Here is a 15,532-nt window from a genome sequence, read left to right on the forward strand (position 1 = left end):
ACCTACCGACTGGGCTAATATCCGCCCGTGCACAGTTATCGGGGGGGCACCGGGGGCGGAGCCGGAAAATTCGAATCCAGAAGTTTCGAGAACAAGAATCTCGAGGCGACGGATTTCGAATTGTTGACTGCTCATGTCGAGGGCGATCGGCATGCGTTCCGTGAACTACTGATCAGGCATCAGGATCATCTATGGCACGTTGCCCGGCGTACGAGCTACTCGGACGAGGACGCGGCCGACGCACTCCAGGAGGGTCTGCTCTCCGCGCACCGCAAGGCAGCGAAGTTCCGCGGCGACGCGGCGGTGCGTAGTTGGCTCCACACCATCGTGGTCAATGCCTGCCTCGACCGGATCCGACGCAACAAATCACGGGCGGCGTTCTCTTTGTCTTCGGAGAACGCGGAGGAACCCCGCGATCACCGCGACTATGCGGCGACAGTGGACATGAGCCTGACCGTCGAACAGGCACTGGCATCGCTGCCGCCTGAGCAGCGTGCTGCCGTCGTCGCCGTCGATGTCGAGGGGTATCCGGTAGCCGAGGCCGCCGAGAGGTTGGGAGTGCCCGTAGGGACCGTGAAGAGTCGCTGCGCCCGCGCGCGCAAGCGTCTCGCCGCCCAGTTGGAGGACTTTCGCGAAGGCGGGAACCATTCGTGAACCGGCCGCGTCCTATCTTGTAAGGGTCCGCACCGACTGCCGAGGGAGGGTTCATGACAGATCCGTCTGTTCGCGTTCCGTCGCCTCCGTTTTCGGAAGACCTACTCGCAGATCTTCACGCCGGGGTTCTCGATCCCGAAACCAGTGCAGCCCTGTGGCCGGTGGTACACGCAGATCCTGACGCCCATGCATTTGTCACCGCCCTTGACGGCGTCACGGCATCACTCGCGACACTGAACTCGAGCAAGGCCACTCACGAACGGATTCCGAATTCGCTTGCCGAGCGAATCAATTCGGCACTGGATCTACAGTCAGAACAGCTGGAGCCGCCAGCTGAGGCAGCTGTCGTGCCGTTCCGGCGGCGCCCACAAGCGTGGGTTCTCGGTGCCGCAGCAGCCGTGTTGGTAGCCTTCGTGATCGTTGTTGTCGGAACCCGAGATTCCGAACCTGCCGAAAGTGTTGTTGCTCAACCGAGCACACCGGCGACGTCTGCTGTCAACGATCCGGATTCGGCGTCTCTGCTCTCACTCGTCGGATCCAAAAACCTTGGACCACTGGATGATCCATCCAAACTTGCCGGATGCCTACGCGCCAACGGCATCGACGAGCGCCGGCCTTTGCTCGGTTCCGGCGAGATTCGCATCGACGGGGCGCCGGCGATAGTCCTACTCTTCACGGGATCGCAGCCGCGTCAGATCACTGCACTGACTGTCGGCATCAACTGCAGCGACGGGAATCCGAATACGTTGTCGGTCAAGAACATCGGCTGACGTCGACGGTCAGCGCGGCGATGCCGCCGGGAGTAAGAGCTCGAGGATTCTTTCGCGTAGCGCATCTGTATCGTCCTCGACCGCTATCAGACTCGAAAACATCGCTGCCCCGGCCGCCAATACCAGCACGGCCTTGGCATCGAGCAGTGCCGATTCAGGATCTTCGGCGTTCTGAAGGAACAGTTGCGTACTCGGTCCACTGAACCCGCGCCACAATTCGTTGCGCAGGTCGTCGTGGTCGCGCAGGGCCGCCAGCAATCCTGGCGACGCGGCGCGAACCTCGGGACGGGAGAAGAGCTGAGCACTTCCCTCCACCACCCAACGGATCCAGCCGTCGCGATCGGTGCCCTCGAACGGTGTCAGGTCCGGTGTCGCCCCCAGGATCGACCCGAGAACAAGATGTGCCTTCGACGGCCATCGCCGCGACATCGAGGCTCGGCTGACCCCTGCCCGTGCCGCGATCGCCCGGAGACTGAGTTGATCCCAACCGACCTCGAGGAGCATCGCTCGGGTGACCTCGAGGACTGTGTCGTCGATGCGTGGGTCTCGTGGGCGACCTGATCCTGTGGCATTCATCGTGTCGAATTGTCGGACAGATTAGGAGTAGGCGCTATATCGTCGTAGTTACGAGTCCACTGGCATCGTAAAGATCAGGCCGCCGCAGGAAGTTGAAAATGACCACAGCGCCCACACCGTCGATATTCGAACCCGCACGTCTCGGCCCTCTGACCTTGCGCAACCGCATCGTCAAAGCTGCAACGTTCGAGGGCGTCATGCCCCGGGGAGCGGTCTCGGACGATCTGATCAACTTCCACGCCGAGGTGGCCCGCGGCGGGGCCGCGATGACCACTGTCGCCTACTGCGCCGTCTCACCAGGTGGACGAGTCCACCGCGACACCCTTGTCATGGACGAGCGCGCGCTGCCGGGACTGCGCAGGCTGACCGACGCCGTCCACGCCGAAGGCGCACTTGCCGCGGCGCAGATCGGCCACGCGGGACTGGTCGCCAACACTTTTTCCAACAAGACGAAAACTCTGGCGCCGTCGACCCGGCTGAGTCCGCCCGCGATGGGCCTCGTCAAGGGCGCGACACTCGCCGAACTCGACGGTGTCGTCTCCGACTTCGAACGGACCGCTCGCGTCGCCGTGGACGCAGGATTCGACGCCATCGAGGTCCATCTCGGCCACAACTACCTCCTCAGTTCGTTCATGAGCCCCAATCTGAACAAGCGCCACGATCGATACGGTGGCAGCGTCGCCAAGCGCGCCGAGTATCCGCGTCGAGTCGTCGAAGCGGTGCGACGGGCCGCTGGATCCAGCGTGGCGGTCACCGCGAAATTCAACATGTCCGATGGGGTGCCGAAAGGTCTGTGGCTCGACCAGAGCCTGCCGATCGCCCAGATCCTCGAAGCCGACGGCCACCTCGACGCGATGCAATTGACCGGTGGCAGTTCACTTCTCAACGGAATGTACTTCTTCCGCGGCGAGGTCCCACTGGCTGAGTTTGTCGCCTCCCAACCCAAACTCGTCGGGTACGGGCTGAAGTTCTACGGTCCCAAACTCTTTCCGACGTACCCGTTCGAGGAGGGCTTCTTCCTGCCCTTCGCCCGTCAGTTCCGACAGGCGCTGAGGATGCCACTGATCCTGCTCGGCGGCATCAACCGCGTCGACACCATCGAGCACGCACTGGATGAAGGATTCGAATTCGTCGCCATGGCGCGTGCGCTCCTCAGGGACCCACAACTGGTCAACAAATTCCAAGCCGAGAGCGTCGACGAGGGGTTGTGTATCCACTGCAACAAGTGCATGCCCACCATCTACACCGGCACGCGCTGTGTGGTTCGGGACGTGCTTGTGGTTCGGGAGGCACCGCGCCCCGCCCCGTGAGTCCCGCGCTGTGAGCTGCCGGCTGTGAGCCACTTTCCAGCGGAGTGCGGGAACAACACCCCTTATCCTGGTGTTGATCGGTACGGCTCTCCAAGAAGCGGAGGGTCTGCACTCACTATTGGAAGGCTCGCATGACCACCCAGCTGGAAAACACGCCCGCGGTCCATGACGTCATCATTGTCGGTTCCGGACCGGCCGGATACACCGCTGGTGTCTACACCGCGCGCGCTGAGCTCCAGCCCCTGCTCTTCGAGGGAACCCAGTTCGGTGGCGCCCTCATGACCACCACCGAGGTCGAGAACTTCCCCGGATTCCGCGAAGGAATCATGGGCCCCGACCTGATGGAACAGATGCGTGAGCAGGCACTTCGCTTCGATACCGACATCCGCACCGAGGACGTCGAAGAGATCGATCTCAGCGGCCCGATCAAGACGGTCGTCGCGAACGGCGAAACGTACGCCGCGCACGCGATCATCCTCGCCATGGGTGCGGCAGCCCGTTACCTCGGCATTCCCGGTGAAGAACGCCTCCTCGGCCGCGGCGTCAGCGCCTGCGCCACCTGCGACGGCTTCTTCTTCCGTGACCAGGACATCGTCGTGGTCGGCGGCGGCGACTCCGCGATGGAAGAGGCAACCTTCCTGACCCGCTTCGCTCGCTCGGTCACCCTGGTGCACCGCCGCGAGGAATTCCGCGCCTCACGGATCATGCTCGAGCGCGCCAAGGCCAACGAGAAGATCCGCTTCCTGACCAACGCGGAGCCCGTCGAGGTCCTCGGCGAGAACAGCGTCACCGGGCTCGTCGTTCGTGACACCGTCACGGGTGAGACCTCCACACTCGAGATCACCGGCATGTTCGTCGCCATCGGCCACGACCCGCGCAGTGAGCTCGTCAAGGGCCAGGTCGATCTCGACGACGCCGGATACGTGCGCGTCGCTCCCGGTTCCACCGCGACCTCCGTCGACGGCGTCTTCGCTGCCGGTGACCTGGTCGATCACACGTACCGTCAGGCGATCACCGCTGCCGGCACCGGATGCTCCGCAGCAATCGACGCCGAACGCTGGCTGGCCGACCGCGGCGACATCACCGCCAACACGCTCGACGCAGCCGGCCACACGGTCGACGTCGTCGGCGCTCCCTGATTCACCAAGCTGTCGAACCCAACCCTCGAGGAGTAACAGTGTCGAATACCGTCACCATCACCGACGATTCCTTCAAGCAGGACGTCCTGGGCAGCGACAAGCCCGTTCTGGTCGATTTCTGGGCAACCTGGTGCGGCCCGTGCAAGATGGTCGCCCCGGTCCTCGAGGAGATCGCCGGTGAGAACAGCGAGAAGCTGACCGTCGCGAAGCTCGACATCGACGCCAACCCGGCGGCCGCCCGCGATTTCCAGGTCATGTCGATCCCGACGATGATCCTGTTCAAGGACGGCAAGCCGATCAAGACGATCGTCGGCGCCAAGGGCAAGGCCGCGCTGCTCAAGGACCTCGCAGACGTTCTCTGACGGCTGGATGAGCATCGTGGATTCTCGCAATCCACAGAATTTCTGAGATAATCGATCGATGTGCCTGATCGGGTCTACGACCAGGCACATCGATCGAATTCGTTAACCGATCCGAGAGGCTTTCACGCATGCACAGACTCCGACACGGCGATCACGGCCCGGCCGTCGCCGAGATTCGGGGCACATTGACGAAGCTGGGATACCTCCATCACGGAACTTCCGGTATTCGACGTGAAAGCGCCGACGGTGCCCACTGGGTTGCACCCGACGCCATCTTCGATCATCAACTCGACAGCGCCGTTCGCGCCTTCCAGCAGCAGCGTGGGCTCCTTGTCGACGGCATCGTGGGCCCGGCCACCTATCGGTCACTTCGCGAGGCCTCGTACCGCCTGGGCGCCCGTACGTTGATTTACCAGCTTTCTGCGCCGCTGTACGGCGACGACGTCGCAGCTCTGCAGGCCAAATTGCAGGACCTGGGCTTCTACGCAGGTCGGGTCGACGGTTTCTTCGGCCCGCAGACCCACGAATCTCTCTCGTCTTTCCAGCGTGAAATCGGGATTGCCGCCGACGGTATCTGCGGACCGCAGACACTGCGTTCGCTGGAACTGCTGGGAACTCGCGTCACCGGCGGATCGCCGCACGCGATCAGCGAAGAGGAGCTGGTGAGGCGCAAGGGCCCACAGCTGGGCGGCAAGCGCATCGTCATCGATCCAGGCCTCGGTGGTCCGTCCACCGGCACCATCGTCAACGGCATCTCCGAAGCCGACATCCTGTGGGATCTGGCTATGCGCCTCGAGGGGCGGATGGCAGCAACCGGGATGGAAACCTTCCTCTCCCGCCCGCACAACGCCGATCCGAGCGAGGCCGAGCGCGCGCTGACGTCCAACGCATTCGACGCCGATCTGATGATCTCCCTGCGCTGCGACAGCAACTCGAGCCCGTCGGCGAACGGCGTCGCGAGCTTCCACTTCGGAAATTCGCACGGTTCGGTCTCGATGATCGGGCAGGTGTTGACCGGTTTCGTTCAGCGCGAGATCGTTGCGCGAACTCCGTTGCGGGACTGCAGAACTCACGGTCGAACGTGGGAGTTGTTGCGCCTGACCAACATGCCGACGGTACAGATCGATCTCGGCTACCTGTCCAACGCGTCCGACGTTGCGGTACTGACGAATCCGCGGATGCGTGACACCATCGCCGAAGCCATCTTGATCTCGGTCAAGCGGCTGTACCTACTGGGTCAAGACGATCAGCCGACCGGCACCTTCACCTTCGCCGAGCTTCTCGCAGAAGAACTTTCGGTAGCCGACCGCATTTCGTAGGTCCTGCGGTCGGCACCTGCTCACACTCTGGCGAGTTCGCTGATCTCCACCATTTCGAGAGCTGCGGCCTTCAGTAGACGGTCGAGGGCTTCTTCGACGTCGACTTTCCATTCGTGATCTCGATTGAGTTCGAGACGAAGGCGCGGATAACGATGGTGCGGTGCCACGACCTCGAAACCGTAGTCCTCGAGGAACTCGGCACTGATCATGCATTCTGCGGGTGAACATTCCAGAGCTGCCGTTGCACTGGCCACGTCGGAAGCTGGCCCCAAGTCGCCGCTACGGATACCGAATGCCTCGAGCGCACGAACTCCTCGTCGGACCAGATCTGTCACGACAGCGGCCAGCAGGCTCGGCCCTAGTTCTTCCTCTATGCCCGAGGGCTCGAGGCGAAGGCTTGTGAGAAGCACTGCGTCCGAGCTGACCGGGCTGGTGGGAAACAGTTGCGCGCGCGGGATCATGCGGGGAGGGGCGTACAACGCACTGCCGAGCGGCTTTCCGTCGCGGACGGCGACCTGTCCGCACGAACCCCACTCGAGCATGACCATCGACAGCCAGGCTTCCTTCTCGAATTCCTGATCACAGAATCCTCGGGCGTCGTGAAGCGCGCCCGGGTCCATCTCCCAGAACACGCATCGGCGCGCATGGGCGGAAAGCTGATCGAGGCTGTCGAGTGTGAGAGAGGTGATGACGTGAGTCGACACTGACTAACTCACTCTCCGTAGGTCCCCGAAGCGGTTTTGATGCTCGCCCGCTGCTTTTCTCTTCTCCAGGATAGGCCAGCTACGACAAGTCGGCAGTGGCACGAGAGTTGATCGCCCTAATATATTGCTGTTCAACATCTTTCGTCCCGGTTCAAGATTTCGAGAAGCTCGGACCACCTAGATTTGTCACAGTGACGAAAATAGGTGGTGTGCCCGGTCATCATGATTACGTCACCAAACGGGCATCCGAGTTCTCTACTTGGATTTCTGTGCTTCCATCATTCCGACGATGCGTTGTAGGTCGTCGACCGAGCCGAATTCGACCACAATCTTTCCCTTCCGCTTGCCCAGACTGACAGTCACCCGAGTGTCGAACGAGTCCGACAACCGCTCGGCCACATCCTGCAGACCCGGCATCACGATGGGCTTGCGCTTCTGTGGGGGAGCGATCTCATTATCCGCCCGGTTGGCCAGAGTGACTGCTTCCTCCGTCGCGCGAACAGACATTCCTTCCGCGACGATGCGCGCCGCCATGACCTCCTGAGCGTCGGCACCCGCCTCGAGGGACAGCAGTGCGCGAGCATGGCCGGCCGAAAGTACACCGGCCGCAACGCGACGCTGAACCGCCACCGGCAGCTTCAGCAGACGAATCATGTTGGTCACGACGGGACGCGAACGTCCGATCCGATTGGCCAATTCTTCGTGGGTGACTTCGAACTCCTCGAGCAGCTGCTGATACGCCGCTGCCTCCTCGAGGGGGTTCAACTGCACTCGATGGATGTTCTCGAGGAGCGCGTCGCGCAGCATCGAGTCGTCATCTGTTTCACGAATGATCGCCGGAATCTTCTCCAGCCCGGCTTCCTGGCTCGCGCGCCAGCGACGCTCACCCATGACAAGTTGGTACTTGTCACCGTGACGACGGACCACGATCGGCTGCATCAAGCCGAACTCGCGGATCGAGTGAACCAACTCCGCGAGTGCTTCCTCGTCGAAAACGCTGCGAGGCTGCTTCGGGTTCGTCTCGATCAGGCTCGGATCGATCTCGAGATAGACCGCGCCGGTCGGCTCGAGTTCGGTCTCCGGCTCAGCTTCCACCGGAGCCTTCGCAGCCGACGCCTTGGTGGCTTTCTGCGTTTTCGGGGCCGCCTTGGTCGGTGGGGGAGGGGAGGGGTTGCGCTTGTCGACGCCGATTACGACGTCCGCTGCAGCCGATCCCAGACCCGGCGCCGTGGCCGGCCCAGTGGGGATGAGAGCAGCCAAGCCGCGGCCCAATCCACCTTTGCGTGCTTGACTCATCTCACTGCTCCTGGGTCGTCGTGGTGGCAGAGCGGGCGGCAAGTTCACGGCCGGCGTCGAGGTAACTCATGGCGCCACGTGAACCCGGGTCGTAGTCGAGAACTGTCATCCCGTATCCGGGAGCCTCGGACACCTTCACGCTGCGCGGAATCACAGCGCGCAGAACGGCCTCACCGAAGTGCTTGCGTACTTCTTCGGCGACCTGGTCGGCCAGCTTGGTGCGCCCGTCGTACATCGTCAGAAGGACGGTGGAGACATGCAGATCCGGGTTGAGATGAGCCTGGACGAGTTCGATGTTGCGGAGCAACTGACCGACCCCCTCGAGGGCGTAGTACTCGCACTGGATCGGGATCAGAACTTCCTTGGCAGCGACCATCGCGTTGACGGTCAGCAGTCCCAGCGAGGGCGGGCAGTCGATGAGGACGAAGTCGACGTCAAGCTCTGCGAGCACCTTGTCGTTGAGCGCGCCTTTGAGTCGATTCTCGCGGGCAACCATGGAGACCAATTCGATCTCGGCGCCCGCCAGATCGATCGTTGCCGGGATGCAGAGAAGGCGCTCACTGTGCGGGCTGGTCTGGATCGCCTCCGGGGCCTTCACTTCGCCTATGAGCAGCTCGTAGCTCGACGGGGTGCCCGAGGTATGGACGACGCCCAGAGCGGTGCTGGCGTTGCCCTGAGGGTCCAAATCGACCACAAGGACAGTGAGCCCTTGAAGAGCGAGCGCCGACGCAAGGTTCACCGTGGTCGTCGTCTTGCCGACGCCACCCTTCTGGTTCGCGATGGTGATCACGCGGCGGAACGCCGGCTTCGGCAGCGTCACCGAATGGGGATGAAGCACTTGGCTCGCTCGATGCGCGGCCGCCCCGATGGGGGTCTCCTCCGAGGAGATCGCCGCGTAGGGGGCGGTGAAATTGTCGTCGTCGTTGACGATCTGATCCGCACCCGCACTCGTATGCTGCTTCGGTGTTTCACGTGAAACGGCGGATTCAGATCGACCCGACATTGACTGCTCCTTCGATTGGGAATCGATCACTAGGTGCTCTCATCATCTGTACATTGCTCTCGATTGCATGCGTGTAAATCATCAACGCTGGCGGCGCTTCGGGAGACGTTCGGCCTTCACCACAACAGTGGGGGTGCGGAGAATCTTGGCTCCGCATTCGAGTATTTCCAACTTACCTGCGCCCAACTTGGTGAGCGCCGTACGGTCTCGCTCGATCTCCTCGGAGGCGCTCGAACCCTTGAGTGCCAACATCCGGCCGTGCTCGTGAATGAGTGGGAGGGACCAACGTGCGAGCTTCTCGAGAGGCGCCACAGCTCGCGAGGTGACTACATCCGCGCCGCCCGCTTCCTTCACAACACCCGATTCCTCGGCTCGCCCTCGGACAACCAATACGTCCAATCCGTTGGACTCGATGAACTCCGCGAGGTACACCGAGCGTCGAAGCAACGGTTCGACCAGAGTCACCTTCAAGTCCGGGCGGGCGATTGCGAGAGGGATACCGGGTAGGCCGGCGCCGCTTCCAACGTCCACAACCGACTCGCCTTCGGCAATCAACTCACCGATGACGGCGCAATTGAGAAGGTGACGCTCCCACAGTCGAGGGACTTCACGGGGACCAATGAGCCCGCGCTCGACACCATCCGTCGCCAGGGATTGGTAATACCGTTCCGCGATCTCATATCTGTCACCGAACACTGCGCGCGCAGTCTCTTGTTCGTCCCAGTCAACCGACGCCGCACCATTCTGTTCCACGTGAAACATCCTCCCGCGTAAACCGCGAAATCAACAATCAAGACCGAAATCATTATCCGCTCTGGAGCCGACATGTGTTCGCTTCTGCACACCGACTCGCTGTGAGTCTGCCGACTCGTTCATTCTTTGGGAAGTATTCGGCCCAAAATTCAAGCGGGGGAGGGGAGGGGTTCACGTTCCACGTGAAACATTGCGCTGAAAAATCTTCCAATTCTGACGCGTTTCACGTGAAACATAGCCGGGCAATCGAATGCAGATAGGAGCGCAATTCTTAGTATCATCACAGTGACGAAACTGCCATGGGTAGTTACATGGATGGAATTCTGACCCAAAAAGACCAATTTTCGATGAAAAAGTCGTTGCAAAAGATAGCCGACGTCGGACTGCAGAACGGACTCGGTCAGTCAGATCCTCTCTGTAGGTCGACTCGGAAAACAGACTTCGATTCCAGATCTCGGACAGCTTCGGTATCTCATCGCCGGTTGTTGCGAGCCATACATCCGTCGGCTTGACACACCTGTTGCGGGACGCCGGAGGCTTGGCATCACAAACCGCGAATCCAAGGAGCTTCGCATCACAGGATGCGCATGGCGAGTTCGCCTTCGATGTGGATACCGGTGTCGGCGGGAAGATCAAAGTCGAGCAGGGGACCTGCCCGATGCGCGGGGCGAATTCCCGTGCTCTGCCTGATTACGGTCCGGGCACCGCGAAGCCCTTCCACCTCAAACAGCCCGGGTCCTCCCTCGTGCCGACACCAGCAGCATGTCTAGGCGCGACGCCGATCGCGCACACCCCGCGAGTCAACCGAACTCAGGGCGGTCCCGTGATTACCCCGACGCGGTCCGCAGTCTATGGACCGGAGCCCGTGTAGGCGATGTCGATTCCGGTTTGCTTGGCAAAGTAGTCGCCGCCGATCTCACCCCGAAGCCCGCAACAGCATCATCGACTTTGCGTGGCGACGAAGCCCATTCGATGTGATTGGTCCGATTCGTGTGAGGAGCGCACAAACCTGTTTCCGCACCGGGTGCGATCTCGCCGACCTCGATCGCTAGTCCTAGTCCTCGTACTCCGGTTCGGGCTCATCCACCCATGCCTGATACTTCGGACTCGTCAGTTGCAGGTGGATCGCGCGGGGGCTCATCCCGAGTTCGACGACCACTTTAGGCAGGTCCCACCGGATAGTTGCCTCAGGTCCGGGCTCGGAGTACGTGGGTATCGGAAGGACGGAAGTCAGTGCCGCAGTGAGATTCGCGAACCCTGCGTTCCGCAGCGGGCGCACCACTGTCATGGGCGTAGCATCATCTGCCACGTCCGTGACGAAGATCGAGATCCAATCCATTCTGTGTTGCCGCCCGAACATGTTCGCCTTCGGCCGGCAGACATGAAGGTTCGTTCGTATCGAGCCGCCACCTTGCCTGAGTTCGACGAGCTCCCATCCGGCTTGTGCGCAGAAGGGTTCCAGGTCGTCGACGGCCCAGGTCCAGTCGAATTCTGCGGCGAGGCGGGCAATCCGGGTGGCGCCCTCGATGTCGACGTGCATGTGCGGATGCTACTTCCTTCGTGATCGTTGTTGATGACGCCCCAATCCGGGGGCCGTCGAAGTGAGGGCTCGCGGGTTGTCGGTCATCGGATGCCAGCACCGAAGGTGACGACCTTGCCAGCAGGCCTGACGACATCAGGTCGGTGATCCATTGTGGCGGCAATCTGGGGCGGAGTTCGAGGGCTCGGGGCAACAACCATCGATCCGGTTTCACGTGAAACGAAGGCCGACTATTCCTCCTGGGGGAGGGGAGGGGCTCACATGTAGTACGGCATGTTGTCGATCGAATATCCGAACATGCACAGTGCACCCCCGACGAACAAGAAGGCAATCGCGAAGCTGAGCATGACCGGTCTCCCGGATCGCCATGCCAGTGCAAGTGGAATGAATACGACGGCGACTACTCCCAGCGGCAACAACCAGCAGAGCCAATACTTCAGACCGCCCGGCGGAAAGGACTGGACTTCCATTTTCTGCTGTAGTTCGAAGACCACGGGCCAATAGCTCAGGCCGCACACGAGCATCCCTATCAAGGCCCCAAGGGTCATCAATCCGAGAGGGAATCCGGAGCGCTCGTTGGACATGTCGACAACGATAGGCAGACCTTCACCGTGGCGCCGGATTCGGTTTCACGTGAAACACTCTCGGACACAAAAGCGGGCCCCGGAAAATCCGGGGCCCGCATTCGATCAGGGGGGGAGTGTCAGTCCTTGAGGACAACCACTCGACGAGACGGCTCAGCGCCTTCGCTCTCGCTGGAAACACCGGCGACCTTGGCGACGGCGTCGTGCACGATCTTGCGTTCGAACGGCGTCATCGGAGCAAGCTCTTCGCGTTCGCCGGTCTCGAGAACACGCTGTGCAGCTTCCGCACCGAGAGCACTGAGTGCCTCGCGGCGGCCCGCCCGCCATCCGGCGATGTCGAGCATCAAGCGGCTGCGCTCGCCGGTCGACTGTTGAACAGCCAGACGAGTCAGCTCTTGGAGAGCATCCAGAACCTCACCCTTACGTCCCACAAGCTTGGTCAGGTCGTCGCCGCCGTCGATGCTGACGATCGCCCGATCGCCCTCGACGTCAAGGTCGATGTCTCCGTCGAAATCGAGAACGTCGAGCAACTGCTCGAGGTAGTCGCCGGCGATCTCGCCCTCTTCGATCAAATCGTCATCGGAATCGTCGATGTCTACATCCACATCGGTAACCGGCGCAGTGGTCTCGGTGCTCACGTCTGCGTTCTCTCCATCCACAACGATGTCAGCTTCACTGGACATTGGTCGTTCTCTTTCCTGGATCAGCGCCGTTTATTGCGCTTGGGGGAGTTGCCGCGGTTGCTCTGTGGCCGGTTCTGTTTGGGTTTCGACGTGGAACCACCACCGGAACCCGAGGGCTTCGGCTGTGGCTTCTTGAGCGAAACTTCCGGGGCGTCACCGTCGTCGTCGGCTGAATCCGCGGTCTTCAGCGCAGCCGGAGATCCCTTCTTCTTGCTGGGATCAGGACGGGCACCGGGCTTGGGCGCATTGTCGTTGCGGCGAGTGATCGCTTCCTGCTTCTTGGCTTCTTCTTCCGCGTCGATCTTGCGGAAGACGAGGTGCTGCTGACCGTAGGTCCAGATGTTGTTCGACACCCAGTACAGGAGGATCGCGATCGGAAGGAACGGTCCACCGACCAGAACACCGAGCGGGAAGACGTACAGGGCGAGCTTGTTCATGATCGCGGACTGCGGGTTCGCGGCAGCTGCTTCGCTCTGACGGGCAACAGAAGCGCGTGAGTTGAAGTGCGTCGCGATGCTGGCGATGATCATCAGCGGAGCGGCCACGAGAATGATGTTCAGCCGTGACGGAAGCTCGGGAACGTTCTCGGTGACGTAGGCCTGAAGCTGCGCAACCGGCGTCGTGATCGCGGCCGAGATGGGCGCGCCGAACAGACGAGCATCCAGGAACGACTGGACGTCAGTGGCCGAGAAGACGTAGTTCGGGGTGTTGAGGTTGTCCTCGGCGCTCATGCCCAGCTGGCCCATGCCGGTGCCGGTGCGGTTGAACGAGCGCAGGACGTGGAACAGACCGATGAACACCGGAGCCTGAGCCAAGACCGGGAGACAGCCCATGATCGGGTTGAATCCGTGCTCCTTCTGGAGCTTCTGCATCTCGACGGCCTGGCGCTGACGGTCGCCCGAATACTTCTTCTGCAATGCCTTGATCTGTGGCTGCAGTTCCTGCATCTGACGCGTCGTGCGGACCTGCTTCACGAACGGCTTATACAGAACCGCACGCAAGGTGAACACCAGGAACACCACGGAAAGCGCCCAGGCTATTCCGTTGTCCGGGCCGAGAATGAACCCGAAGACCTTGTGCCAGACCCACAGAATCGCGGATACCGGATAGTAGATGAAATTGAGCACGGCTCTAAGTACTCCTCTGTTCGTCCGTCGGACTGTGACACGCTGCGCGTGCTTCCGGACAGCTATGGCGGCTACCCGCATCACGGTCACGACGGGCAGGGACAGGGTCCCACCCTCCAGAATGCCAGGGGGCACACTTCGCCAACCGCACCACAGTCAAGAAAAGGCCTTTGATCGCCCCGTGAGTGCGCAGCGCTTCGACTGCGTATTCACTGCAGGTGGGGGTGAACCGGCAGGTCGGCATCCTCAAGGGCGACACATACGTCCGGTACAACTCGATACAGAAGATGAGAACAGTGGCGGGAGCGCGACGCACAGCCTTCAACACCGTGATGACACGGGAGGCTCTGGGAGTCTCGATCTGCTCAGAGAGCGGAGTACTCATGGCTCTTCACTTACCGACACCAATAGGTTCATTTTGGTCAGGCCCCCGCGCAACTGCTTGGCCAGTTCGGCTGAACTGGCGGTAGCTGCACCCGGAAGTGCGCGGATAACCACGTCTGTCTCCGGTGAAACCTGTCCGACGAAATCTGCACAGATATGACGAAGCCGGCGTGCGACTCGATGTCGAATCACCGCCGGCCCGACAGCCTTGCTCACGATCAGCCCGAACCGGGGACCGTGATTTGTTACTACCAGCGCCTCTACTTGCTCGCGATCGAACGCGTGCACGACAAGGTCGCGTCTTCCCATACGACGTCCACGTCGCACCGCCACGGAGAAATCCGCGTGGCGACGCAACCGGAACGGCTCAGGCAACACCCCGAGCTCCTGAACTCGAAATCAGATCAGGCGGTGAGGGAATCGCGGCCCTTACGGCGACGCGCCGAAACGATTGCACGACCCGCACGGGTACGCATACGAAGACGGAAGCCGTGAACACGCGCGCGGCGGCGATTATTCGGCTGGAACGTCCGCTTGCCCTTGGCCACGGTCAACACTCCTCGAAGTTCATTGACGCCTCCCGGCGTCATTCAGTGATCGACGCCTTACGGCGCCTTTGGATACAACAGGTACAGAACAATCAGCTTCACTCGTTGTGGCTTGGAAGACCGTTCCGACCTGACATATGTAGCCAGCACGAAGCGATCACCACCAGCGGGTGACCGTTAGAGGTTACTTACCACCGTTGCCAAGGTCAAACCAGCCCGATTCGGAGCCCTCCCGCGGCAACCACGGCGACACGCCGATACTTACATCATTCCGCAGATTCCATTCACAGTGTGCATACGGCCGTGACCTCGAGCGAGGCGGCAAGTGTGACCTTGGCAACAGTTCCGCTACGGACTGCAGGTGACCCGAAGGCAACCCGGACAGTTCCACCGGCGCATGCTCTCGACAAGGCCTCATCAGCACATACGGGCACGAGCGCCGGACGCGACCCCGAATCCCGAGTTTCCACATTCATCCACAGGGCTGTGAGTGTTGACGCATCCCCGACACCAAGTGGCGAACGCCTCGAGTTCCGACAAAGTTGCAGGTAGATCAATTTCTCGATCACTTTGACGAATTTGGTTGACGAAAAAACCGACTCAGTGCAGGTTTGTCCACATCTGTGGATAATTGTGTGGAAACACAGCCCAGGTGGCATATTCGTAGCCTGTTACGGGGTTCTCACCCCGGGTGGTAATCCACCGAATCATTCGACGCCGCAGCCATACGCTCGGCAGCTGCAGCACACCCACTGTCGGCGAAACACGGGAAGGAACCAC

The 15,532-nt window shown here is 61.3% G+C and carries 18 protein-coding genes; 6 read left to right on the forward strand and 12 right to left on the reverse strand.

Going from position 1 to position 15,532, the window contains the following annotated elements; all coding sequences use genetic code 11:
• The first annotated feature begins 27 nt into the window (after positions 1 to 27).
• Together sigM and RHP72_RS29295 are read left to right on the forward strand one after the other, a co-directional pair.
• Entirely contained in the window at positions 28 to 654 is a 627-nt protein-coding gene (gene sigM, locus RHP72_RS29290; RefSeq protein ID WP_118605253.1) for an RNA polymerase sigma factor SigM, read from the forward strand.
• 53 nt (positions 655 to 707) lie between these two features.
• The gene (locus RHP72_RS29295) at positions 708 to 1,424 is read left to right on the forward strand and encodes a hypothetical protein (protein WP_311094162.1); all 717 of its coding nucleotides are present in this window, start codon (positions 708 to 710) and stop codon (positions 1,422 to 1,424) included.
• Between the two features lie 9 nt (positions 1,425 to 1,433).
• Here RHP72_RS29295 and RHP72_RS29300 read toward each other — a convergent pair whose 3' ends face one another.
• The gene (locus RHP72_RS29300; RefSeq protein ID WP_003942539.1) at positions 1,434 to 2,000 is read right to left on the reverse strand and encodes a helix-turn-helix domain-containing protein; all 567 of its coding nucleotides are present in this window, start codon (positions 1,998 to 2,000) and stop codon (positions 1,434 to 1,436) included.
• Between the two features lie 98 nt (positions 2,001 to 2,098).
• On the opposite strand from RHP72_RS29300, the gene nox reads away from it, so the two are divergent.
• From nox to RHP72_RS29320, 4 genes are all read left to right on the forward strand, one after another.
• Positions 2,099 to 3,310, forward strand: a complete 1,212-nt coding sequence (gene nox, locus RHP72_RS29305; protein WP_311094163.1) for a 4,4'-dithiodibutanoate disulfide reductase — start codon at positions 2,099 to 2,101, stop codon at positions 3,308 to 3,310.
• Positions 3,311 to 3,441: 131 nt separating this feature from the next.
• Entirely contained in the window at positions 3,442 to 4,449 is a 1,008-nt protein-coding gene (gene trxB, locus RHP72_RS29310) for a thioredoxin-disulfide reductase (protein ID WP_003942521.1), read from the forward strand.
• A gap of 38 nt (positions 4,450 to 4,487) precedes the next feature.
• A complete protein-coding gene (trxA, locus tag RHP72_RS29315) occupies positions 4,488 to 4,811 on the forward strand; it encodes a thioredoxin (RefSeq protein ID WP_003942530.1) in 324 nt (107 codons plus the stop codon).
• Between the two features lie 128 nt (positions 4,812 to 4,939).
• Positions 4,940 to 6,130, forward strand: coding sequence for an N-acetylmuramoyl-L-alanine amidase (locus RHP72_RS29320; protein WP_003942558.1), 1,191 nt, complete (start codon positions 4,940 to 4,942; stop codon positions 6,128 to 6,130).
• A gap of 20 nt (positions 6,131 to 6,150) precedes the next feature.
• On the opposite strand, the gene RHP72_RS29325 is transcribed toward RHP72_RS29320, so the two are convergent.
• The 11 genes from RHP72_RS29325 to rpmH form a co-directional block, all read right to left on the reverse strand.
• Positions 6,151 to 6,834 carry a hypothetical protein gene (locus tag RHP72_RS29325; RefSeq protein ID WP_003942495.1) on the reverse strand — a complete coding sequence of 228 codons (684 nt, stop codon included), beginning with the start codon at positions 6,832 to 6,834 and terminating at the stop codon, positions 6,151 to 6,153.
• 255 nt (positions 6,835 to 7,089) lie between these two features.
• A complete protein-coding gene (locus tag RHP72_RS29330) occupies positions 7,090 to 8,130 on the reverse strand; it encodes a ParB/RepB/Spo0J family partition protein (protein ID WP_217018165.1) in 1,041 nt (346 codons plus the stop codon).
• A 1-nt stretch (position 8,131) separates the two neighbouring features.
• Complete coding sequence (locus RHP72_RS29335) at positions 8,132 to 9,133, reverse strand: ParA family protein (protein WP_003942510.1); 1,002 nt, start codon at positions 9,131 to 9,133, stop codon at positions 8,132 to 8,134.
• 81 nt (positions 9,134 to 9,214) lie between these two features.
• Positions 9,215 to 9,895, reverse strand: coding sequence for a 16S rRNA (guanine(527)-N(7))-methyltransferase RsmG (gene rsmG / locus RHP72_RS29340; protein ID WP_039973059.1), 681 nt, complete (start codon positions 9,893 to 9,895; stop codon positions 9,215 to 9,217).
• Between the two features lie 1,045 nt (positions 9,896 to 10,940).
• The gene (locus RHP72_RS29345; RefSeq protein ID WP_296553887.1) at positions 10,941 to 11,426 is read right to left on the reverse strand and encodes a DUF6301 family protein; all 486 of its coding nucleotides are present in this window, start codon (positions 11,424 to 11,426) and stop codon (positions 10,941 to 10,943) included.
• A 257-nt stretch (positions 11,427 to 11,683) separates the two neighbouring features.
• The gene (locus RHP72_RS29350) at positions 11,684 to 12,010 is read right to left on the reverse strand and encodes a hypothetical protein (protein WP_020971491.1); all 327 of its coding nucleotides are present in this window, start codon (positions 12,008 to 12,010) and stop codon (positions 11,684 to 11,686) included.
• 119 nt (positions 12,011 to 12,129) lie between these two features.
• Complete coding sequence (locus tag RHP72_RS29355) at positions 12,130 to 12,693, reverse strand: protein jag (RefSeq protein ID WP_003942504.1); 564 nt, start codon at positions 12,691 to 12,693, stop codon at positions 12,130 to 12,132.
• Between the two features lie 20 nt (positions 12,694 to 12,713).
• Positions 12,714 to 13,820: a membrane protein insertase YidC gene (yidC, locus tag RHP72_RS29360; RefSeq protein ID WP_047272669.1), complete on the reverse strand. Its 1,107-nt coding sequence runs from the start codon at positions 13,818 to 13,820 to the stop codon at positions 12,714 to 12,716.
• Between the two features lie 4 nt (positions 13,821 to 13,824).
• The gene (gene yidD / locus RHP72_RS29365; protein ID WP_007729147.1) at positions 13,825 to 14,205 is read right to left on the reverse strand and encodes a membrane protein insertion efficiency factor YidD; all 381 of its coding nucleotides are present in this window, start codon (positions 14,203 to 14,205) and stop codon (positions 13,825 to 13,827) included.
• Entirely contained in the window at positions 14,202 to 14,582 is a 381-nt protein-coding gene (gene rnpA / locus RHP72_RS29370; RefSeq protein ID WP_003942450.1) for a ribonuclease P protein component, read from the reverse strand. Before rnpA ends, yidD begins: the two co-directional genes overlap by 4 nt.
• 26 nt (positions 14,583 to 14,608) lie before the next feature.
• Complete coding sequence (rpmH, locus tag RHP72_RS29375; RefSeq protein ID WP_003942540.1) at positions 14,609 to 14,752, reverse strand: 50S ribosomal protein L34; 144 nt, start codon at positions 14,750 to 14,752, stop codon at positions 14,609 to 14,611.
• Positions 14,753 to 15,532: the final 780 nt, after the last annotated feature.

Origin of the sequence: Rhodococcus sp. SG20037 (assembly GCF_031763325.1) — a bacterium.
GTDB classification, from domain to species: domain Bacteria; phylum Actinomycetota; class Actinomycetes; order Mycobacteriales; family Mycobacteriaceae; genus Rhodococcus_F; species Rhodococcus_F qingshengii.